20 protein-coding genes, 3 tRNA genes and 1 pseudogene are annotated in these 18,715 nt (G+C 73.7%); 13 read left to right on the top strand and 11 right to left on the bottom strand.

Going from position 1 to position 18,715, the window contains the following annotated elements; all coding sequences use genetic code 11:
• The first annotated feature begins 233 nt into the window (after positions 1–233).
• The 5 genes from AB5970_RS16800 (at position 234) to AB5970_RS16820 (ending at position 1,573) form a co-directional block, all read left to right on the top strand.
• Positions 234–306, top strand: a tRNA-Thr gene (locus AB5970_RS16800).
• 60 nt (positions 307–366) lie between these two features.
• A tRNA-Met gene (locus tag AB5970_RS16805) sits at positions 367–440 on the top strand.
• A gap of 86 nt (positions 441–526) precedes the next feature.
• A complete protein-coding gene (gene rpmG / locus AB5970_RS16810; protein ID WP_029290226.1) occupies positions 527–697 on the top strand; it encodes a 50S ribosomal protein L33 in 171 nt (56 codons plus the stop codon).
• Between the two features lie 10 nt (positions 698–707).
• Positions 708–1,157 carry an FAS1-like dehydratase domain-containing protein gene (locus AB5970_RS16815; protein ID WP_370505098.1) on the top strand — a complete coding sequence of 150 codons (450 nt, stop codon included), beginning with the start codon at positions 708–710 and terminating at the stop codon, positions 1,155–1,157.
• A complete protein-coding gene (locus tag AB5970_RS16820) occupies positions 1,154–1,573 on the top strand; it encodes a MaoC family dehydratase (protein ID WP_370505099.1) in 420 nt (139 codons plus the stop codon). Before AB5970_RS16815 ends, AB5970_RS16820 begins: the two co-directional genes overlap by 4 nt.
• On the opposite strand, the gene AB5970_RS16825 is transcribed toward AB5970_RS16820, so the two are convergent.
• Positions 1,560–2,630, bottom strand: a complete 1,071-nt coding sequence (locus AB5970_RS16825; protein ID WP_370505111.1) for a LacI family DNA-binding transcriptional regulator — start codon at positions 2,628–2,630, stop codon at positions 1,560–1,562. The two genes, AB5970_RS16820 and AB5970_RS16825, sit on opposite strands and share 14 nt — an antisense overlap.
• 185 nt (positions 2,631–2,815) lie before the next feature.
• Here AB5970_RS16825 and AB5970_RS16830 point away from each other — a divergent pair, with 185 nt between their 5' ends.
• The 3 genes from AB5970_RS16830 (at position 2,816) to AB5970_RS16840 (ending at position 6,626) form a co-directional block, all read left to right on the top strand.
• Positions 2,816–4,189, top strand: a complete 1,374-nt coding sequence (locus AB5970_RS16830) for an MFS transporter (RefSeq protein WP_370505100.1) — start codon at positions 2,816–2,818, stop codon at positions 4,187–4,189.
• Between the two features lie 67 nt (positions 4,190–4,256).
• On the top strand, positions 4,257–5,462 hold the full coding sequence (locus AB5970_RS16835; protein ID WP_370505112.1) for an MFS transporter: 1,206 nt from the start codon (positions 4,257–4,259) through the stop codon (positions 5,460–5,462).
• Positions 5,463–5,525: 63 nt separating this feature from the next.
• On the top strand, positions 5,526–6,626 hold the full coding sequence (locus AB5970_RS16840) for a UDP-N-acetylmuramate dehydrogenase (protein ID WP_370505113.1): 1,101 nt from the start codon (positions 5,526–5,528) through the stop codon (positions 6,624–6,626).
• Here the strand turns inward: AB5970_RS16840 and AB5970_RS16845 are convergent.
• Genes AB5970_RS16845 through AB5970_RS16880 form a run of 8 tightly spaced genes read right to left on the bottom strand, consistent with a single transcriptional unit; the run spans position 6,548 to position 14,170 of the window.
• A complete protein-coding gene (locus AB5970_RS16845; protein WP_370505101.1) occupies positions 6,548–6,988 on the bottom strand; it encodes a GntR family transcriptional regulator in 441 nt (146 codons plus the stop codon). The genes AB5970_RS16840 and AB5970_RS16845 overlap by 79 nt on opposite strands.
• Positions 6,985–7,911 carry a hypothetical protein gene (locus AB5970_RS16850; RefSeq protein WP_370505102.1) on the bottom strand — a complete coding sequence of 309 codons (927 nt, stop codon included), beginning with the start codon at positions 7,909–7,911 and terminating at the stop codon, positions 6,985–6,987. Before AB5970_RS16850 ends, AB5970_RS16845 begins: the two co-directional genes overlap by 4 nt.
• A 58-nt stretch (positions 7,912–7,969) precedes the next feature.
• Entirely contained in the window at positions 7,970–8,929 is a 960-nt protein-coding gene (locus AB5970_RS16855) for an adenosine deaminase (RefSeq protein ID WP_370505114.1), read from the bottom strand.
• Positions 8,930–8,988: 59 nt separating this feature from the next.
• Positions 8,989–9,669, bottom strand: a complete 681-nt coding sequence (locus tag AB5970_RS16860; RefSeq protein WP_370505103.1) for a response regulator transcription factor — start codon at positions 9,667–9,669, stop codon at positions 8,989–8,991.
• Complete coding sequence (locus tag AB5970_RS16865; RefSeq protein WP_370505104.1) at positions 9,666–11,207, bottom strand: sensor histidine kinase; 1,542 nt, start codon at positions 11,205–11,207, stop codon at positions 9,666–9,668. Before AB5970_RS16865 ends, AB5970_RS16860 begins: the two co-directional genes overlap by 4 nt.
• 44 nt (positions 11,208–11,251) lie before the next feature.
• Positions 11,252–12,088 carry an ABC transporter permease gene (locus AB5970_RS16870; RefSeq protein WP_370505105.1) on the bottom strand — a complete coding sequence of 279 codons (837 nt, stop codon included), beginning with the start codon at positions 12,086–12,088 and terminating at the stop codon, positions 11,252–11,254.
• On the bottom strand, positions 12,085–12,933 hold the full coding sequence (locus AB5970_RS16875) for an ABC transporter ATP-binding protein (protein ID WP_370505106.1): 849 nt from the start codon (positions 12,931–12,933) through the stop codon (positions 12,085–12,087). Before AB5970_RS16875 ends, AB5970_RS16870 begins: the two co-directional genes overlap by 4 nt.
• Positions 12,934–12,940: 7 nt before the next feature.
• Positions 12,941–14,170 (bottom strand): pyridoxal phosphate-dependent aminotransferase, encoded by a 1,230-nt coding sequence (locus tag AB5970_RS16880; protein ID WP_370505115.1) that lies wholly within the window; start codon positions 14,168–14,170, stop codon positions 12,941–12,943.
• Between the two features lie 245 nt (positions 14,171–14,415).
• On the opposite strand from AB5970_RS16880, the gene AB5970_RS16885 reads away from it, so the two are divergent.
• The 5 genes from AB5970_RS16885 to rplA all read left to right on the top strand — a co-directional run bounded on the left by AB5970_RS16885 (position 14,416) and on the right by rplA (position 17,138).
• Positions 14,416–14,488, top strand: a tRNA-Trp gene (locus AB5970_RS16885).
• 148 nt (positions 14,489–14,636) lie between these two features.
• Positions 14,637–14,930, top strand: coding sequence for a preprotein translocase subunit SecE (secE, locus tag AB5970_RS16890; RefSeq protein WP_370505107.1), 294 nt, complete (start codon positions 14,637–14,639; stop codon positions 14,928–14,930).
• A gap of 99 nt (positions 14,931–15,029) precedes the next feature.
• Entirely contained in the window at positions 15,030–15,821 is a 792-nt protein-coding gene (gene nusG / locus AB5970_RS16895) for a transcription termination/antitermination protein NusG (protein ID WP_370505108.1), read from the top strand.
• Between the two features lie 79 nt (positions 15,822–15,900).
• Entirely contained in the window at positions 15,901–16,332 is a 432-nt protein-coding gene (gene rplK / locus AB5970_RS16900) for a 50S ribosomal protein L11 (protein WP_056023364.1), read from the top strand.
• Between the two features lie 86 nt (positions 16,333–16,418).
• Positions 16,419–17,138, top strand: coding sequence for a 50S ribosomal protein L1 (gene rplA / locus AB5970_RS16905; protein ID WP_370505109.1), 720 nt, complete (start codon positions 16,419–16,421; stop codon positions 17,136–17,138).
• Between the two features lie 72 nt (positions 17,139–17,210).
• Here the strand turns inward: rplA and AB5970_RS16910 are convergent, their stop codons facing one another.
• Positions 17,211–18,149, bottom strand: coding sequence for a hypothetical protein (locus tag AB5970_RS16910; protein WP_370505110.1), 939 nt, complete (start codon positions 18,147–18,149; stop codon positions 17,211–17,213).
• Between the two features lie 40 nt (positions 18,150–18,189).
• Positions 18,190–18,715: pseudogene (locus AB5970_RS16915) on the bottom strand (peptidase S32); the annotation flags it as partial.

The raw sequence follows: 18,715 nt of genomic DNA on the forward strand, positions 1-18,715 counted from the left end.
CTCCCCGCACGCGTGGACAGGATCACCCTCCACCCGCACGACGAGGCGGGGCAACGCATTCAGGCGGGGCCGCGGCTGCAGGCGCCCTCGGTCGGTGGGACGGTCGCGCCCTGGTGCAGCGGTCGAACGCGGGGCGCGGACCGCGCGGCGAACCGCTGGGGCAAGGGCTTGCCGAGCGGCAACCGGAGTCGATTTCGCAAGCACCCCAGGGCCCGTGTAACCTTGCTCGCGCTGCCCCGATAGCTCAGTCGGCAGAGCGTCTCCATGGTAAGGAGAAGGTCAAGGGTTCGATTCCCTTTCGGGGCTCTGTGGTGTGTTCGAAGGAAGTGCCGTGATTGCGCGGCACGGACCCGGACGCATCGACATGGCGGGGTAGCTCAGGTGGTTAGAGCACACGGCTCATAATCGTGGTGTCGCGGGTTCGAGTCCCGCTCCCGCTACCGCCAAGTGACACAGCTGCGCGTCGGCCGGCGCGCAATGACAAGATCGCATGCATCCCGTTCCGGGTGCGAGAGGTGGCAAGACCATGGCCAGCAAGAGCTCGGACGTCCGTCCGAAGATCACGCTCGCGTGCACGGAGTGCAAGGAGCGGAACTACATCACCAAGAAGAACCGTCGGAACGACCCCGACCGTCTCGAGATGAAGAAGTTCTGCCCGCGCGACAACCGTCACACCCTGCACCGCGAGACCCGCTGACCTCGGTCACATGCCGGTCGATGTCGGGTACGCGGGACGCCAGTACCCGCCGACCGAGGCCTACGAGGTAGGCCGGGAGAAGCTGCGGGAGTTCGCCGACGCCGTCGGCGCCTCCCACCAGGCCCACACGGATCCGTCGGTGGCGCGCGCGCTCGGGTACCCCGACGTCATCGCGCCGCCGACGTTCGCCGTCGTGGTGGCCCAGCGCGCCGAGGCCCAGCTGTTCGAGGACCCCGCCGCGGGCATCGACTTCAGCCGCGTGGTGCACGCCGACGAGCGCTTCACGCACCACCGGCCGATCCACGCGGGCGACCGCCTGATGACGGTGCTGCACGTGGACTCGATCACCGTGCGCGCCGGGCTGGCCATGATCACCACGCGCGCCGAGATCGCGGCCGAGGACGGCGAGCCCGTCGCGACGGTCGTCTCCACGCTCGCCGTGCGGCCGGAGGAGTCATGACGAGCGAGCTGTCCGTCGGCGACGAGGTCGCTCGCCGCGAGATCACCGTCGACCGCGCGCGGCTGGTCCGCTACGCCGGCGCCAGCGGCGACTTCAACCCCATCCACTGGAACGACCGCGTCGCCACCTCGGTCGGGCTGCCCGGCGTCATCGCGCACGGCATGTGGACCATGGGCGCGGCCGCGAGCGTCGTCGCCGACTGGGCGGGTGACCCCGGCGCGGTGCTCGACTACCAGGTCCGGTTCACGCGCCCGGTGCCGGTGCCGGACCCCGGCGCCGCGACCGTCGAGGTCGTCGCGGTCGTCGGCGCGCTCGACCCCGAGGCCGGCACGGCGCGGATCGACCTGACGGTCGCCGTCGACGGCGTCCGGGTGCTGGGCAAGGCCCAGGCGGTCGTGCGCCTCAGCCGAGGCTGACCGGCGCGGGACCCGTCGTGGTCCCGATCCGCAGCTCCACGGGCAGTTCCCGCGTGGACGGGCCCTCGCCGGCGAGGAAGTCCTCGACCGCGTGACCCACCGCGGCGCCCTTTTCCTCGAGCGGCTGCACCACGGTGGTGAGCACGTCGGGCTGGAGCCACGGCAGGTCGAGCCCGTCGAACCCGCTGACCGACACGTCCTCGGGGACGCGCAGGCCGAGCTCGCGGGCCGCCAGCACGACGCCGGACGCCAGCAGGTCGGACTGGCAGGCGATGGCCGTCGGGCGGTCGGGCGCGGAGAGCAGGGCCGTGCCCGCGGTCCGGCCGTGCTCGACCAGCGAGGCGGGCGTCTCCCAGATCGCGACGGGAGTGACGCCGGCGTCGGTGACGCCCGACAGCCGACGGCGGGTGATCTCCCAGTTGAGGTGGTCCATCTGGTCGGGCGCCACCAGGCCCTCGCCGCGCGCGCGGTCGAACGGGAGCGTGACGGTCGCGATGCGGGTGTGGCCCAGCGCGAGCAGGTGCTCGGTGGCCTCCCGCATGCCGCCGCGGTCGTCGATCCCCACCGAGCTGACGTCGCTCTGGTGCTGGCCCTCGACCAGCACGGTCGGGATCCCGCGCCGGCGCAGCGCCCCGAGCATCGGGTCGTCCGTGGTGCCGCCCCACATGATCACGGCGACGTCCATCGCGGCAGACTCGAGCAGCGGGTCGACCGCCGGACCGCTGGGGTCGCTGGAGCCGGGGATCAGCAGGACGCCCAGGTCGAGCGGGCCGAGCGTGCTCACCAGGCCGTCCAGCACCTGGATGGACACCGGGTCGCGGAACGAGCGCCGCAGGGAGTCGCCGACGACGACGCCGACGATCCCCGACCGGCCCCGGCGCAGCTGGCGGCCGAGCGGGTTGGGCCCCGAGTAGTCCAGGGCCGTCGCGGCGTCGAGGACCCGTTGGCGCGTCGCCGCGGCGATGGGTCCGGCGCCCGAGAACGCGAGGGAGGCGGTCGACACCGACACGTGCGCGGCGGCGGCGACGTCGGCCAGGGTGGGGCGTTGCGGAGACAGGGTCGGACCTCCGGGTCGGCGCCGCGGGGCCGGGGAGGGACGCGGCGCGCGGGACGTGCGCACGGTTGACGCAGCGGCCAGCGTACCCGCAGAATGGTGGCACCCCTCAAATCGATTCGACCGACGGCGACGGCGCACTTTTCGAATCGATTCGACCCACCCCTGCAAGATCGATGGAGCAAGACGTGCGCCACCTCGACCCCGCCGTGACCCGAGCCCGGTGGCTCCTCCTGGGCCTCTTCGGCCTCGCCGGCATCACCTTCTCCAGCTGGCTCGCCCGCATCCCGACCGTGCGCGACCTGCTCGACCTGTCCACCTCCGAGCTGGGGCTGATGCTCCTGGTCGGCTCGGTCGGCGCCCTGCTCACGGTCACCGTCTCGGGCATCGTCGTGCAGCGGTTCGGCAGCCGCGTCGGCATCGTCGCGTCGACGGTCGTGCTCGCGGTCGCCCTCGTCCTCATGGGGATCGGGCCCAGCATCGGCTCCGTGGCCCTGCTCGGCGTCGGCATCTTCCTCAACGGCGTGGCCGTCGCGCTGGGCAACGTGCCGCTCAACGTCGAGTCCGCGCGCATCGAACGGGCCATGGGCCGCACGGTCATCCCGCAGTTCCACGCGGCGTTCTCCATCGGTGCGGTCGCCGGCTCGGCCCTCGGGGCGACCGCGTCTCACCTCGGGGTGTCGGTGGTCGCGCAGTTCACGGCCGTCGCCGCCCTGGCCGTCGTCTGGCGGCTCGCGTCGCTGCGCGGTGTCGTCCTGGCCGACGCGCCGGGCGACCGCCCCCGCACGTCCGTGCCGCCCGCGGTCGGCGCGGCGACCGTGGGCCGGCGCCGGCGGATCGCCAGCTCGCTCGACTCCTGGCGCGAGCCCCGCACGCTGCTGATCGGCGTCGTCATCATGGCGGCCGCCCTCTCCGAGGGATCCGCCAACGACTGGCTGTCGCTCGCGGTGGTCGACGGCTTCGACCAGACCGAGGCGGTCGGCGGCGCGATGCTCGGTGTCTTCGTCGGCGCCATGACCCTGGTCCGGCTCCTCGGCACCCGCCTCATCGACCGCTTCGGGCGCGTCCCGGTGCTCCGCGCGTCGGGGGTGGTGTCGATCGCCGGCCTGCTGCTCTTCGGGTTCGCGCCCTCCCTCGTCCTGGCGGGCGTCGGCATCGTGCTGTGGGGCTTCGGCGCCGCCCTCGCCGTGCCCGTCGGCATCGCGGCGGCCTCCGACGACCCGATGCGCGCCGCGGGCCGGGTCGCCGTCGTCTCGTCCTTCGCCTCGGTGGCCTCGATCGCGGCGCCGCCCCTGCTCGGCATCGCGGCCGCCTCGACCGGGGCACGGCACGCGCTCGTGTTCATCGCCGTGGCCATGCTGGCGAGCGTCCTGCTCGCCGCCCGCGTCGCCCCCGAGCGGGCTCCGACCGCCGACGTGCCGGCGCGCACGACCGACGAGCCGACCGCCCTGGTCGCCGACGCCGACCCGGACCCGTACGGCGCGATCGCCGCCCGGCACGCCGACCACGTGACCGCCACCCATCGCCCTGTCCGCCGCCGTCGCCTCGTGCGCGCGCCCTGACCCCCGAACGGACGACATCATGAGCACCGGAGGGCCGATGACGACGCCGGCGGGACAGGACGACGAGATGACGCAGACGCGCGCGCCCGGGAAGCTGGTCGAGCGGGCCTCGCGCGCGGTCTTCGTGGTCTTCTTCCTCAACGGGTTCAACTTCGCCAGCTGGGCCGCGCGCCTGCCCGCCATCCGCGACGGCCTGGGGTTCGACCCGGCCCAGATGGGCCTGCTCCTGCTGGTCGGGGCGGTCGGCTCGCTGGTCGCCCTGCCGTTGTCCGGCATGGTCATCGAGCGGCTCGGCGCGCGCCGGACGGTCCTCGCGTTCGCCATCCTCAACGCGGGCGGCCTGGTCGTGGCGTCGGTCGGCGTCGCGCTGGACCAGGTGCCGGTCGTCGGCCTGGGCCTCGTGCTGTTCGGCGTCGGCACGGGCGTGTGGGACGCGTCGATGAACGTCGAGGGTGCGGTGGTCGAGCAGCACCTCGGCCGCACCGTCATGCCGCGCTACCACGCCGGGTTCTCGTTCGGCACCGTGGCGGCCGCCGGCGTGGCCGCGGTCGCGGCCGGGCTGCACGTGCCGGTCGTGGTGCACATCCCGATCGCCGTGGTCCTGTCGGTGGTGGGCGTCGCTTTCGCGGTGCGGGCGTTCCTGCCCGCGGCCGACGAGCCCGAGCTGCGGCACGCGACGGACGCGCCCGAGAAGGGCGCGCGCGGAGCCCTGGCCGCGTGGCTCGAGCCGCGCACGCTGCTCATCGGGCTCGTGGTCCTCGCGGCCGCCCTCACCGAGGGGTCGGCCAACGACTGGGTCAGCCTGGCCGTCGTCGACGGCTTCGACGTGCCGCACGCGATCGGCGCCTTCGCGTTCGCGGTCTTCGTCACGGCGATGACCGCGATGCGGTGGTTCGGGACCACCCTGCTCGACCGGTACGGCCGCGTCGCCATCCTGCGGCTGTGCGCCGGGCTGTCGCTGGTCGGGCTGCTCGTCTTCGCGCTCGCCGGGCCGCTGTGGCTCGCGATCGTCGGCGTCGTGGCCTGGGGCGCCGGCGCCGCGCTGGGCTTCCCGGTGGGCATGAGCGCGGCCGCCGACGACCCGATCCGCGCCGCCGCGCGCGTGAGCGTCGTGTCGACCATCGGCTACAGCGCGTTCCTCGCCGGTCCGCCGCTGCTCGGCCTGCTCGCCCAGCACGTGGGGTACCGGCACGCCCTGCTGGTCATCGTCGTGCCGGTCGTCCTGGGTCTGCTCGTGGTGAACGCCGCGGCCCCGCTGAAGAACCGCGGCTAGCCTGAGGCTGTGCAGACTGAGCTGAGCACGACCGACTGCTCGCCGGCGACCGTCCCGCCGACCATCACGTGGCCGGGCGCGACCGCCGAACCCTCCTCCCTCGCGGACCTCACCACGCTGCGGGTCGGCGGGCCCCCGCGCCGGTACGTCGAGACGACCACCGAGGCCGGGCTGATCGAGGCCGTGCGCGCGGCCGACGACGCGGGTGAGCCCCTGCTGGTCGTCGGCGGGGGCTCGAACCTGCTGGTGGCGGACGCGGGGTTCGACGGAGTGGTCGTGCGCGACGTGCGCAGCGGCATCGACGTCCCCGACGCCTCCGCGTGCGCCGGCGCCACGCTGACGGTGCCCGCCGGCACGCCGTGGGACGACGTCGTGCGGTACGCGGTCGAGCAGGAGCTCACGGGCATCGAGACGCTGTCGGGCATCCCGGGCTCGACGGGCGCGACGCCCGTGCAGAACGTCGGCGCCTACGGCCAGGAGGTGTCGCAGAGCCTCGCGACCGTCCGGGTGTGGGACCGCAGCCGCGGCAAGGTCCGCACGCTGCCGCTGGTCACGCTCGCGTTCGGCTACCGCACCTCGCTGCTCAAGCGCTCCATGCGCTCCGCCGACGCCGCCGACCCGCAGGCGCCCTGGTCACCGACCCCCCGCTACGTGGTCCTCGACGTGACGTTCCAGCTGCGGCCCGGCGACCTCTCGCGCCCGATCGTGTACGCCGAGCTGGCCCGCACGCTCGGCGTCGAGGTGGGGCAGCGCGCCCCGCTCACGCAGGTGCGGGACACCGTCCTGGCGCTGCGCGCCCGCAAGGGCATGGTCCTCGACCCCGCCGACCACGACACGTGGAGCGCCGGGTCGTTCTTCACCAACCCGATCCTCACCCCGGACGCCGCCGCGACCCTGCCGGACGACGCCCCGCGGTTCCCGGCGAGCGACGGTCTGGTCAAGACGAGCGCGGCGTGGCTCATCGAGCGGTCCGGCTTCTCGCGCGGGTTCGGCGCGCCCGGTCCCGCCACGCTGTCGACCAAGCACACTCTCGCCCTGACCAACCGCGGCCAAGCCAAGGCCGACGACCTGCTGGCGCTCGCGCGTCAGGTGCGCGACGGCGTCCGGTCGTCCTTCGGCGTGGAGCTCGAGCCCGAGCCGGTCCTGGTGGGCGTCACGCTCTGACGCCCGAGGAGCGCGCCGTGCACGAGCACGAGCGCCTCGTCGTCGCTCAGCCCCGCGGCGCGCACCGCGGCGACGTACGTCTCGGCCGCGCGCCGGGCGATGTCGGTCGGCACGGACGCGCCCTCGGCGATCACGGTCCCGGCGCGGCGCCGGGTCTCGACGACGCCCTCGGCCTCGAGCTCCCGGAACGCCCGCGCGACCGTGCCGGCGGCGAGCCCGAGGTCCGTGGCCAGCGCGCGGATCGTCGGCAGGCGGTCGCCCGCGACGAGCCGGCCGGCCGCGACGTGCGCGACCACCTGCGCGCGGATCTGCTCGAACGCCGGCACGCCCGACGTGAGGTCGACCTCGAGCTGCGCGGTCACGCGGAGACCCGGGGCCGGGCGTGGTCTCCCACGTCCTGGGGCTCGGGCGCGCGACGGTCGGACCGGGACGCGCGGACGGCGACCACGACGCTCGCGACGACGAGGGCGAGCGCGGCGACGCGGCCGACCGCGCCGACGGACTCCGCGCTGCCGGGGCCGAAGGCGTCCGCCCACCGGGGCTGCACGCTCGCCACGCTGCTCGCGGCGAAGAGCAGGCAGCCGGCCAGGGTCCACGCGACCGCCAGCTGCACGCCGGCGAGCACCCGGCGCGCCGACGTGCGCCGCAGCGCCGTGTCGTCGGCGGGCGACGTGTCGCAGACCGCGGCCCGGCGCGCGACGAGCGCCAGGACGCCCAGGCAGCCGAGGGCGAGCACCAGCATCGCGGGCGCGATCGTGCGTCCGTAGTAGACGCCGGGGAACGGGCTGGACGTCGAGGTCGCGCCGTCGGCGTGCAGGGCGGACAGGCTGCGGCCGCCGGTGCCCGCGGCCAGGCCGCAGACGGTGAGCAGCGTGCCGAGCAGGACGAACCACGCGACGGTCAGGCCGGACAGCGCGCGCGGCGCGACGTCCCGGATGCGCCGCCGGACCAGGGGAGCGCGCCGCACGGCGCCCTGCGGCCGGGGCCAGGTCAGCTCGCCGGCCGCGTGGACCGCCAGGAACGCGATGCCCGCGATGCCCGGCAGCGCGGCGACGAAGGCCCCCCGGGACGGGCCGTGCAGCGCGCCGCCGGCGCCCATGCCGAGCAGGAACGGCAGCGGCAGGAGGGCGGCCCACGCGGACGCGGTGACCCGCCGCGCGTGGCGTTCCGCAGCGACCCACGCCTGCGACGGCGATGCCGGGCCGAGCGTGCGCACGGGCCGGAGCGCCCAGGCGACCCCGGCACCCAGCAGCAGGACGAGCACGATCCACACCGAGCCGGCCATCACGACCTCCTGTACCAATGAACTAATGCATTGATACAATCGGCTCGGCGCCGGTGTGTCAAGACGCGAGCCAGTCGTCCACCCCGGCGAGCAGCCGCGCCCGCACCTCGTCGCCCGCGCGGCTGGCCCGGACCGAGGCCCGCGCCAGCTCCGCGAGCTCGTCGTCGGAGAACTCGTGCACCTCCCGGGCCAGCACGTACTGGTCCACCAGCCGCGACCGGAAGAGCAGCGGGTCGTCCGCGCCGAGCGCCACGGTCGCGCCCGCCTCGACCAGCGCGCGCAGGGGGACGTCGGCCGCCCGGGCGTACACCCCGAGCGACACGTTCGACGCGGGGCACACCTCGAGCGCGACGCCCTCCTCGACCACGCGCTCCAGCACCCGGGGGTCCTCGGCGGCCCGCACGCCGTGGCCCAGCCGGTCGGGGTGCAGGTGGCCGACGACGTCCTCGACGTGCGCGGGACCCAGCAGCTCGCCGCCGTGCGGCACGGACGCGAGGCCGGCGGCACGCGCGATCGCGAAGGCGGGCGCGAACTCGGGCGTCTCGCCGCGGCGCTCGTCGTTGGACAGCCCGAAGCCGACCACCTGGCCCGGCCCGTCGCCCGCGTGGTGGGCGGCCAGGCGGGCGAGCGTGCGCGCCTCGAGCGGGTGCCGCATCCGCGACGCGGCCACGATCACGCCGACGTCGACGCCGCTGGTGGCGCAGGCCTCGCGCGCGGCGTCCAGCACGATCTCCAGCGCGGGCGTCAGGCCGCCGACGAAGGGCGCGTACGAGGTCGGGTCCACCTGGATCTCGAGCCGGCCCGACCCCTCCAGCGCGTCGTCCTGCGCCGCCTCCGCGACGATCCGGCGCATGTCGGCCTCGCTGCGGACGCACGCGCGCGCGGCGTCGTAGAGCCGCTGGAACCGGAACCAGCCGCGCTCGTCGGCCGGCACGTGCAGCGCGGCGTCGTCGAGCAGGGCGGCGGGCAGCCGGATCCCGTAGGTCTGGGCCAGCTCGGCCAGGGTCGACACCCGCATCGACCCGGTGAAGTGGAGGTGGAGGTGGGCCTTCGGCAGAAGGGCCAGGTCCCGGGCGGTCACACGCCTGCCGTGGTCGCGTCGATGAGCCGGTACCCCACGCCGCGGACGGTGTCGAAGTGCTCGGCCCCGACCTTGCGCCGCAGGTATCGCACGTACACGTCGACCACGTTCGAGCCGGGGTCGAAGTCGAAGCCCCACACGTCGGAGAGCAGGCGCTCGCGGGTCAGCACGTCGCCAGGATGCCGCAGGAAGGTCTCGGCCAGCGCGAACTCGCGGGCGGACAGGTCGACCTCCTGCGAGCCGACCCTCATCCGGCGGGTGCGCAGGTCGAGCTGGAGCGCGCCGTGCCGCAGCACCGAGGCCTCCGACGGCGTCGACGGCGCGCGCAGCCGCAGCCGGACCCGGGCGAGCAGCTCCTCGAAGCGGAAGGGCTTGGCCATGTAGTCGTCGGCTCCTGACTCCAGACCCGTGACCGTGTCGGTGACCGACGACCGGGCGGTGAGCACGATGACCGGCACGGTCCGGCCGTCCGCGCGCAGCCGGCGCAGGACCTCGAACCCGTCGATGTCCACCAGGCCGAGGTCGAGGATCAGCAGGTCGACGTCGCCGGCGCCCACGCGCGCGATCGTCTCCTCGCCGGACGTCACCGCGCTGGTCGCGAACCCGGCCGCGCGCAGGCCCTTGGCCACGAACGCGGCGATCCGCTCCTCGTCCTCCGCGATGAGGATGTGGGTCATCGGTTCTCCACGAGGTGGGGGACGGGTCGGGGTTCGCCGGCGACCAGGTCGACGGCCGGCAGGTCCAGCACGAAGACCACGCCGGGCCCGACGTTAGCCGGTGGATGCTCCACGAACACCCGACCGTGGTGCGCGTGGACGATCGCCGCGACGATCGGCAGCCCCAGGCCGGCGCCGTGCGAGGTGCGGTCGGCCTGCCCCCGGTGGAACCGCTCGAAGATCCGGGCGGTCTCCTCGGGCGGGACCCCGAGACCCTCGTCCCGCACCCAGAGGAGCAGGCGGTCGCCCGCCACCTCGCTGCCCAGCCGGACGGTGGAGCCGGGGGAGGAGTACCGGTGCGCGTTCGCCAGCAGCTGCAGCCAGGCCTGCGTGATGCGCTGCGCGTCGAGCTGCACGGTCACGTCCGCGCGGGCGGCCACCACCCAGCGCCGGTCGCCCAGCCCGCGGGCCTTGTCGTGCACGTCGTCGGTCAGCCGGCCGACGTCCGTCGGCACGTACCGGACGAAGTCGGGACGGTCCGCGGTGGCCAGCGTCACCAGGTCGTCGACAAGCCGCTGCATCCGGTCCAGCTCGTCGAGGGCGAGCGCCTGCGTGGCCCGGACGTCGTCGGGGTCGTCGGGGTCCAGCAGCTCGAGGTGCCCGCGGACGATCGTCAGGGGCGTGCGCAGCTCGTGGCCCACGTCGTCGAGCAGCTCGCGCTGCGACCCGAACGCCCGCTCCAGCCGGTCGAGCATCGCGTTGACGGTCCGCGCGAGGTTGGACAGGTCGTCCCGGCCGGTCACCTCGATCCGCTCGGACAGGTCCGACTCGGTGATCCGGCGCGTCGTGTCCCGCAGCAGTCGGATCGGGCGGAGCATCCGTCCCACGACGAACCACGCCACGCCCGCGATGAGGGCGAGCGCGGCGAGCCCGGCGGCGGAGTACATGACGAACGTCGCGCGCAGGCCGGCCCGCTCGGCCGCGCGGTCGAACGCGACCACGAACAGCCCGCTCACCGGGTCCCCGTCCAGCAGCACCGGCACGGCGATCAGGCGGTACTGCGTGACCGGGGTGGCGACGGTCCGCGCCACGGCCGGGGCGTCGGGCGGCAGCGCGGCGAGGGCGGCGACCAGGTCCGGGTCCTGCTCGAGGTGCACCGCGCGCGTCTCCGGTGCGGCCCAGTAGACGGGCCGGCCGTTCAGCAGCGCGAACACCCCCTCGTTCTTGCCGGGGACCCGGTTGAGCACGCCCGCGTAGAGCACCGACTTCACGCTGTCGAACGGCAGGCCTGTGCTCGGGTCCCCCTTCGCCTGCACGCTGCGCAGCGCGGCCACCGCCCGCGCGAGCGAGTTGTCCATGCGGGCGTCCGTCGCCCGGGCCTGCAGGACGAAGGCCGTCCCGCCAGTGATCATCACGGCGAGCGCGGCCAGCAGCACGACCGCAGTGAGCAGGCGAGCCCGGACCGTCAGGTGGGCGAGGGGGCGCCGGTGCAGGGGGATGGCGCCGGTGGTGACGCCGGGGACGTCGGCGCGACCGCCGGCCCGGGCAGGGCGTGGCATGGCGTCAGTATGTCCGCCTCGTCCCGTCGCGCGCAGTCGTCTCGTCAGCCGTCGTCGCGCCGCTGCCAGCGGAAGGTGCGGACCCCGACCACCAGGGCGGCGACCGCCCAGGCGAGCAGGACGAGCGCGGTCGCGCCGTGCTGCCACGAGCCGCTGACCTCCCACGACTCGGCGCTCGCGGGCAGGAAGACCGACCGCATGCCCTGCGCCATCCACTTGAGCGGGAACAGTGACGCCACGTCCTGCATCCACGGGGGCAGGTCGTTGAACACGAAGAACACGCCCGAGATGAACTGCAGCACGAGCACGATCGGCGTCACCACGGCGCTCGCGGACCTGCCCGAGCGGGGGACCGACGAGAACGCGACCCCGCACAGCGTCCCCGCGGCCGTGCCCAGCACGAACACCCAGGCGAAGGTGGCCCACGCGGTCCCGGACGTCGGCAGGGGGACGTCGAACAGCAGGGCCGCGGCCGCCAGCAGCAGCGCCGTCTGGACCACCGAGGTCACCAGCACGCTGCCGGTCTTGCCCAGGAAGTAGGACGCCGGCGGCAGCGGGGTGCCGTGCAGGCGCTTGAGCCCGCCGTCGTCGCGCTCGACCGCGATGCCGATGGCGAGGTTCTGGAAGCTGGACAGCATGATGCCGGTGGCCAGCATGCCGGGCAGGAAGTACTGCGCGAACGGGATCCCGGGCTCCGGTCCGACTGTCGCCCCGTTCTGCCCGAACACCGTCGCGAAGATCGCCAGCATGATGATCGGGTAGGCGAAGATGAAGACGACGGCGTCGCGCTCGCGGAAGTAGGTGCGCACCTCGTAGCCGGTGCGGGCGAGCCCGAGGCGCAGCACGCCGGGCTGGCGGACGCGGGTGCCGACGACGGTCACGACGCCGCCCCGTCCGCGATCAGCCCGAGGTAGACGTCCTCGAGCGTCGGGCGCAGCACCTGCAGGCCCGGCACCTCCCCGTCGAGGCTCGCCGTCAGCTCGACCACCGTCCGCGTCGGGGTGTCCGTGCGCACCTCGTGCGTCTGGCCGTCCTGCGTCCAGCGCACGACCGCCTGCCGCGCGGTCCGGCCGCCCAGGTCCGCGGGCGGCCCCTCGGCCACCACCTGACCGTCGCGCACGACCACCACCCGGTCGGCCAGGCGCTCGGCCTCCTCGAGGTAGTGCGTCGTGAGCAGGATCGTGGTGCCCTGCGCCGCCAGCGCCTCGACGAGGTCCCAGAACGAGCGCCGGGCCTGCGGGTCGAAGCCGGTGGTGGGCTCGTCGAGGAACAGCAGCTCGGGCCGCCCGACGATCCCCAGCGCCACGTCGAGCCGGCGCCGCTGGCCGCCCGACAGCTGGCGCGCCCGGGTCCTGGCCTTGTCCTGCAGCCCGACCGCGACGATCACCTCGTCGGGGTCGCGGGGGTCGGGGAAGAACCGGGAGAAGTGGCGGACCAGCTCCGCGACGGTCGCCTCCGCGAGGTCGTTGTTGCTCTGCAGCACGATGCCGAGCCGTGAGCGCCACGCCCGGTCGCCGGTCGCCGGGTCCTGGCCGAGCACGCGGACGTCGCCGCCGTCGCGCGCGCGGTAGCCCTCGAGGATCTCGACCGTCGTCGTCTTCCCGGCGCCGTTCGGCCCGAGGAGCGCGACCACCTCGCCGTGCGCGACGTGCAGGTCGAGCCCGTCGACGGCGCGCTTCTCGCCGTAGACCTTGCGCAGCCCCGCGACCTCGACCGCGTGCGGCACGGGCGGGCTACTCGGCCTCGGCCAGCAGCGACTGGATCCGGCTGATCCCCTCGACCAGGTCCGCGTCGCCCAGCGCGTACGACAGGCGCAGGTACCCGCTGGGCCCGAACGCCTCGCCGGGCACCACGGCCACCTCGGCCTCCTCGAGGATGAGCGTCGCCAGCTCGGCCGACGTCGTCGGGGTCACCCCGCGGATCGTGCGCCCGAGCACCCCCTCGACCGACGGGTACACGTAGAACGCGCCCTCGGGCGTGGGGATCTGGACGCCGTCGATCGCGGCGAGCATCTCCACGATGGTGCGCCGCCGACGGTCGAACGCGGTCCGCATCTCCTCCACGGCCGCCAGGTCGCCGGTGAGCGCGGCGATCGCGGCGCGCTGCGACACGTTGGCCACGTTCGACGTGAGGTGCGACTGCAGGTTGGTCGCGGCGCTGATGACGTCGGCCGGGCCGATCATCCAGCCCACGCGCCAGCCGGTCATGGCGTACGTCTTGGCGACGCCGTTGAGCACGATCGTCGTGTCGGTGAGCTCCGGCACCACCCGCAGGATCGGCGTGAACACCGCGTGGTCGTACGTCAGGTGCTCGTAGATCTCGTCGGTGATGACCCAGATGCCGTGCTCGAGGGCCCAGCGGCCGATCTCGCCGGTCTGCTCGGGGGTGTAGACGGCGCCGGTCGGGTTGGACGGGGAGCAGAACAGCAGCACCTTGGTGCGCGGGGTGCGCGCCGCCTCGAGCTGCTCGACGGTCACCCGGTAGCCCTGGTCCACGCCGGCGAACACCTCGACCGGGACGCCGCCGGCCAGCCGGATCGCCTCCGGGTACGTGGTCCAGTACGGCGCGGGCAGCAGGACCTCGTCGCCCGGGTCCACGATCGCGGCGAACGACTGGTAGACCGCCTGCTTGCCGCCGTTGGTCACCAGCACGCTCGACGGCTTCACGTCGTAGCCCGAGTCCCGCAGCGTCTTGGCCGCGACGGCCTCGCGCAGCGCGGGCAGTCCGGCGGCGGGGGTGTAGCGGTGGTTCGCGGGGTCCTTGGCGGCGGCGACCGCGGCGTCGACGATGTACGCGGGCGTCGGGAAGTCGGGCTCCCCGGCGCCGAAGCCGATGACCGGGCGGCCGGCGGCCTTGAGCGCCTTGGCCTTGGCGTCGACCGCCAGCGTCGCGGACTCGGCGATCGCGGCCAGTCGGGCGGACACTCGGGCACGGGGAGGGGTCTGCTCGCTCACGGCCCCCATAGTGGCAGAGGTCACGTGGGCTCGTGCCAGGCGATTCGCAGGTGATCTCGGTGCGTCCGGGGTCCTGCCCGGGCGGTTCGACCGACGGGCGCTCGTCGCGTACAGTGGACCCCCGGCGGTTGACGTCCGCCATGATGAGCCGTGCCCCGGAGTCCTCCGGGAGCCTGCGCGGACCCCCCTGCGGGTGGTGTCCGTCGGTGCGCGCCCGCGTGCATGCGGATCATCGTGGAGGCCCAGGCCGCCGTAGGGCAGTGGCGCAATTGGTAGCGCAGCGGTCTCCAAAACCGCAGGTTGCAGGTTCGAGTCCTGTCTGCCCTGCGCACGCGTCTGGTCGGCCGGGTCCTCCGGCGGACCGGGAGGCGAGCAGGACCGCCGGTCGGTCCGGCGCGACGCGTCGGCCCGTCCGTCAGCACAGTCCCGCACGGGGCTGGGCATCACGAACCACCACGAGACGTAGGGGCCAGACGTGAGCGAGACAGCACCGGCTGCGGCGTCCGACGCCGAGGGTTCGGCGGCGCGCCCGTCGGCACCCAAGGCAGCCCGCACAGGCTCGTCGCAGTCCCGTGGGGGCCTGTTCGCACGCATCGCACTCTTCGTCCGCCAGGTCATCGCGGAGCTGAAGAAGGTCGTCCGGCCCACGCGGTCGGAGCTGATCACCTACACGAGCGTCGTGCTCGTGTTCGTCGCCGTGATCATGGCCTTCGTCACCGTGATCGACCTGGGCATCGGCAAGCTCACGTTCTGGGTGTTCGGAGGCTGACGGCCCACGGGCCCCTCGGGCCCGTCGTCGCCCCACCCGGGTCGAGCAACCACCGCGCCAGTTCGCCGGGCGCACACGCTGGAGAAAGCAGGTTCGCACGTGTCGCAGGAGTCGCAGGAGCCCACGACGGGCGCCGAGGCGGAGCTCGAGGACGCCATCGCGTCGGTCGAGGCCGTCGAGTCGTCGGCTGACGAGGTCGTCGTCACCGACGACGTCGTCGACGCCACCGAGAGCGACGAGCCGGCCGACGAGGACGCCGAGCCTGCCGCCGAGGTCGAGCCCGACGTCGAGGACGACCCGGTCGCCGCGTTCAAGCTGCAGCTGCGCAGCCAGCTGGGTGACTGGTACGTCATCCACTCCTACGCCGGCTACGAGAACCGCGTGAAGGCGAACCTCGAGAACCGTCGCCAGAGCCTCAACATGGAGGACTTCATCTACCAGGTGGAGGTCCCCATGGAGGAGGTCGTGGAGATCAAGAACGCGCAGCGCAAGGTGGTCAAGCGCGTCCGGATCCCGGGCTACGTCCTCGTCCGCATGGACCTCACCGACGAGTCGTGGGGCGCCGTCCGGCACACGCCGGGCGTCACCGGCTTCGTCGGCCACACGCACCAGCCCGTCCCGCTCACGCTGGACGAGGTCTTCTCGATGCTGGCGCCGTCGCTCGAGCCCAAGCAGCCGACCACGGCCGCGGGCGCCGCGAAGGCCGCCTCGCAGATCAAGGTCGACTTCACGGTCGGCGAGTCGGTCACCGTCACGGACGGCCCGTTCGACACGCTGCCGGCCACGATCTCCGAGATCAACGCCGAGAGCCAGAAGCTCAAGGTTCTCGTCTCCATCTTCGGCCGGGAGACCCCGGTCGAGCTGTCCTTCAGCCAGGTCGCCAAGATCTGACTGGATGCCCTGGCAGTGCCAGGGTCTGCAACCGGGTCATCGCCCACGGCGTCGGCCCACGACACGAACGGAAGCTGCTATGCCCCCGAAGAAGAAGGTCACCGGCCTGATCAAGCTCCAGATCAAGGCCGGCGCCGCCACCCCCGCGCCGCCGATCGGTCCGGCGCTGGGTCAGCACGGCGTCAACATCATGGAGTTCTGCAAGGCGTACAACGCTGCCACCGAGGCGCAGCGCGGCAACGTCATCCCCGTGGAGATCACGGTGTACGAGGACCGCTCGTTCACCTTCATCACGAAGACGCCGCCGGCCGCCGAGCTGATCAAGAAGGCCGCCGGTGTGGCCAAGGGTTCCCCGACCCCGCACACCGTCAAGGTCGCCACCCTCACCAAGGCCCAGGTCAGCGAGATCGCGAGCACCAAGCTCGAGGACCTCAACGCGAACGACCTGGCCGCGGCCGAGAAGATCATCGCGGGCACCGCTCGTTCGATGGGCATCAAGGTCGAGGGCTGACCTCGACCCCCCAGCACGACCCAGAAACATGTGGCAGGGCCGGTGCGGCCCGACTGACCACGACTGCTGACTAGGAGAACAAGCAGATGGCTAAGCACAGCAAGGCGTACCGCGCCGCGGTCGAGAAGATCGAGGCCGACCGTCTCTACACCCCGCTCGAGGCCGTCCGGCTCGCGCAGGAGACGTCCACCACCAAGTACGACGCCACCGTCGAGGTCGCGTTCCGCCTCGGCGTGGACCCGCGCAAGGCGGACCAGATGGTCCGTGGCACGGTCAACCTGCCCCACGGCACCGGCAAGACCGCCCGCGTCATCGTGTTCGCCACGGGCGAGCGTGCCGAGCAGGCCCGCGCCGCGGGTGCCGACGAGGTCGGCGGCGACGAGCTCATCGAGAAGGTCGCGGCCGGCTACACCGACTTCGACTCCGCCGTCGCGACGCCCGACCTCATGGGCAAGGTCGGTCGACTGGGCAAGGTCCTGGGCCCGCGCGGCCTGATGCCGAACCCGAAGACCGGCACCGTGACGATGGACGTGGCCAAGGCCGTGTCCGACATCAAGGGCGGCAAGATCGAGTTCCGCGTGGACCGTCACGCGAACCTGCACTTCATCATCGGCAAGACCTCGTTCACCGACGTGGCGCTCGTGGAGAACTACGCCGCTGCGCTCGACGAGATCCTGCGCCTGAAGCCCTCCGCCTCGAAGGGCCGCTACATCGCGAAGGCGACGTTCTCGACGACGAACGGCCCCGGCATCCTCGTCGACCAGAACAAGACGCGGAACCTCACGTCCGAGGACGACGCCGCCTGACCTAGGCAGCATGCACGACGAAGGCCCGGTCCCCCCTGCGGACCGGGCCTTCGTCGTTCCCCTCCAGCCGGGTCAGCGCCTGCGCGCCGCCCCCGGACGTGCTGCCCCGACCAGCTCGAGCGGCCGGGTCCACAGGCCCGAGAGCCAGGCGAGCTCGTCGTCGCCCGCCTCGCCGGCCAGCACCAGCTGCGCGCTCCACTCGATCGCGGTGCCCAGCGTGCGGGCGACCGCCATCGCGCGGGTCGGTGTCGCGTCACCGCCGAGGTCGCGGTACTCGGCCACGAAGACCGCCACGGGGTCGATCTCCCACGCGGGGTCGAGCACGGGACCCAGCGCGATCGCGATCCAGTCGAGGACCGTGGCGACGTCCCACCGCGGGTCGCCGCACCCGGCCGGCGACCGTCCGTCCGACCGCGGCGCACCCCCGAGCAGGACCGCACGGGGCGCCCCGTGCACCCGGGTGATCGCGACCTCGTCGCCGGTCGGCTCCCCGTGGGTCCACTGGGCCGCCGTCCACGCCGCCGCCGCCTCCTGCACCGCGCGCCCGACCGCCGGGTGCGCGCGCACCGCCCACACCGGACCGGCCTGCGGCGGCAGCTCGTCCAGCCAGTCGGGCAGCGGCTCGTCGAGCACCCACGGCCGGGGCGCGTCGGGCGCGAAGGCGCTCAGCGGCGTGCGGTGGAGCCGCAGCAGCGCGGCCGCCCACGCGGACAGCACCTCGGTCAGCTCCGCCGTGAGCGACCGGGTCGGACCACGCCGGTGCATCCGGCCGACGAGGTCCTCGAGCTCCCGCACCAGCGGGCGTCCGTCCGGCTCCTGCGCCGCCCACCCGCCGGGCAGGTGCCGGGCGGGATGGGCGGCGGGCGCGGTGTCGACGAGCGCCGCGACCTCCGGGGAGGTCCCGGTCGCCGCGTGACGCCCGACGTGGGGCCGCAGCGCGACCACCCGGGCCGACGGGCTCCGGTCGACCGCCGCCACGCCGGCACCGGCTCTCTCCACCTCGACGGTCATCGGCTGGTGCCTCTCTCGTGCGTGGACGGCGGGCGGAGGGTCAGCGAGCCCGACCGCGGACGATGGCCGTGACGTAGCCCGCCCAGAACGCCTCGCGCAGCCGGAGCGCCGCGTACGCCTGGGCCTGGGCCGCCCCGGACCCGCCGGCCGCCGGCTGCGCGGACGCCTCGGTGAAGGGTTCCGTGAACGGCTCGGTGAACGGCTCCGTGAAGGGTTCCGTGAACGGCTCGGTGAACGGCTCCGTGAAGGGCTCCGTGAACGGCTCGGTGAAGGGCTCCGTGAACGGGTTCGCGCCGAGCGCCTCCGTGAACGGTTCGGTGAACGGCTCCGTGAAGGGCTCGGTGAACGGCTCCGTGAACGGCTCCGTGAACGGTTCCGTGAACGGTTCCGTGAACGGTTCCGTGAAGGGCTCGGTGAACGGTTCGGTGAACGGGTTCGCGCCGAGCGCCTCGGTGAAGGGCTCCGTGAACGGCTCCGTGAACGGTTCCGTGAAGGGCTCCGTGAACGGTTCGGTGAACGGCTCCGTGAAGGGCTCGGTGAACGGCTCGGTGAACGGTTCGGTGAAC

It is taken from the genome of Cellulomonas sp. ICMP 17802, from assembly GCF_041295535.1.
In the GTDB taxonomy this organism is placed as follows: domain Bacteria; phylum Actinomycetota; class Actinomycetes; order Actinomycetales; family Cellulomonadaceae; genus Cellulomonas.

Coding starts and splice junctions, on each gene's coding strand:
- AB5970_RS16910 (WP_370505110.1), bottom strand. CDS start 18,149: ATGACCGTCGAGGTGGAGAGAGCCGGTGCCGGCGTGGCGGCGGTCGAC.
- rplK (WP_056023364.1), top strand. CDS start 15,901: ATGCCCCCGAAGAAGAAGGTCACCGGCCTGATCAAGCTCCAGATCAAG.
- AB5970_RS16820 (WP_370505099.1), top strand. CDS start 1,154: ATGACGAGCGAGCTGTCCGTCGGCGACGAGGTCGCTCGCCGCGAGATC.
- AB5970_RS16815 (WP_370505098.1), top strand. CDS start 708: ATGCCGGTCGATGTCGGGTACGCGGGACGCCAGTACCCGCCGACCGAG.
- AB5970_RS16855 (WP_370505114.1), bottom strand. CDS start 8,929: ATGCGGGTGTCGACCCTGGCCGAGCTGGCCCAGACCTACGGGATCCGG.
- AB5970_RS16835 (WP_370505112.1), top strand. CDS start 4,257: ATGACGCAGACGCGCGCGCCCGGGAAGCTGGTCGAGCGGGCCTCGCGC.
- AB5970_RS16880 (WP_370505115.1), bottom strand. CDS start 14,170: ATGGGGGCCGTGAGCGAGCAGACCCCTCCCCGTGCCCGAGTGTCCGCC.
- rplA (WP_370505109.1), top strand. CDS start 16,419: ATGGCTAAGCACAGCAAGGCGTACCGCGCCGCGGTCGAGAAGATCGAG.
- AB5970_RS16850 (WP_370505102.1), bottom strand. CDS start 7,911: ATGGCCGGCTCGGTGTGGATCGTGCTCGTCCTGCTGCTGGGTGCCGGG.
- AB5970_RS16860 (WP_370505103.1), bottom strand. CDS start 9,669: ATGACCCACATCCTCATCGCGGAGGACGAGGAGCGGATCGCCGCGTTC.
- rpmG (WP_029290226.1), top strand. CDS start 527: ATGGCCAGCAAGAGCTCGGACGTCCGTCCGAAGATCACGCTCGCGTGC.
- AB5970_RS16865 (WP_370505104.1), bottom strand. CDS start 11,207: ATGCCACGCCCTGCCCGGGCCGGCGGTCGCGCCGACGTCCCCGGCGTC.